The organism is Mesorhizobium sp. M0768, from assembly GCF_040320195.1.
In the GTDB taxonomy this organism is placed as follows: domain Bacteria; phylum Pseudomonadota; class Alphaproteobacteria; order Rhizobiales; family Rhizobiaceae; genus Mesorhizobium.
Genome location: NZ_JAMYPD010000115.1, coordinates 1 through 726, shown reverse-complemented (window position 1 = coordinate 726; position 726 = coordinate 1). Strand labels below are relative to the sequence as shown.

Genomic DNA, 726 nt, shown 5'->3' with positions numbered 1-726 from the left:
TCGGCTTCGCTGCGAGAACAGCGAAGAGCGCGCCAACGGCCGGATCATTCATCTCGTCGTCGCGCCCGGGCATGTCATTACCGCTCCGGCCTGGATGATCGATCCCGTGGCTTGCGCGGCGATGGACCTGGGCTCCCCGCGCGTATCGCTTGCCGCGCTGCTTGAGCTTCACAAGCTCTTGATCGAACGCCGTTTCCGGCGAGGCTGTCCGGATGGTTTCACCATCGCGGAGGCGCAACATGAGAACCCTGCCACCACCGACACGATCTCTCGTGGTCGTTCGCCAACTCAGCTTGCCGCTCGACTCGCAGAAGCTGAACGGGCTGAGTTCAGCGCAACGGACCATAGTGATCGTCCGGCTCGCCAACGTATTGATGGCCGCCGCCGGCGTGGCAACGGAGGAGGAGAGCTGCGATGACGAGCGGTAATCTGATTCCGACTGCCGTCCTCAAGCGCAAGGCTGTCGTCTATGTGCGTCAGTCCACTCAGGCGCAGGTCCAGCTCAACCTTGAGAGCCAACGTCGGCAATATGAGCTTGTCGACGTCGCGCGGCGCTGGGGATTCCGCAAAGTAGAGGTGATCGACGAGGATCTGGGACGAACCGCAAGCGGGGCTGTGGAGCGTCCCGGTTTCGAGCGCCTGGTCGACGATCTGTGCACCGGCCATGTGGGCGCCGTGCTTTGCCTGGAGGCGTCCCGCCTGTCGCGCAACGGGCCGGACTGGCAT

Annotated in this window: 2 protein-coding genes; both read left to right on the top strand. The window is 63.8% G+C overall.

The window, feature by feature from the left end:
• On the top strand, positions 1-418 hold a 418-nt coding region (locus NKI08_RS34580), incomplete at its 5' end, for a hypothetical protein (RefSeq protein WP_352776004.1).
• On the top strand, positions 415-726 hold a 312-nt coding region (locus tag NKI08_RS34575), incomplete at its 3' end, for a recombinase family protein (protein ID WP_352776001.1). The genes NKI08_RS34580 and NKI08_RS34575, both read left to right, overlap by 4 nt.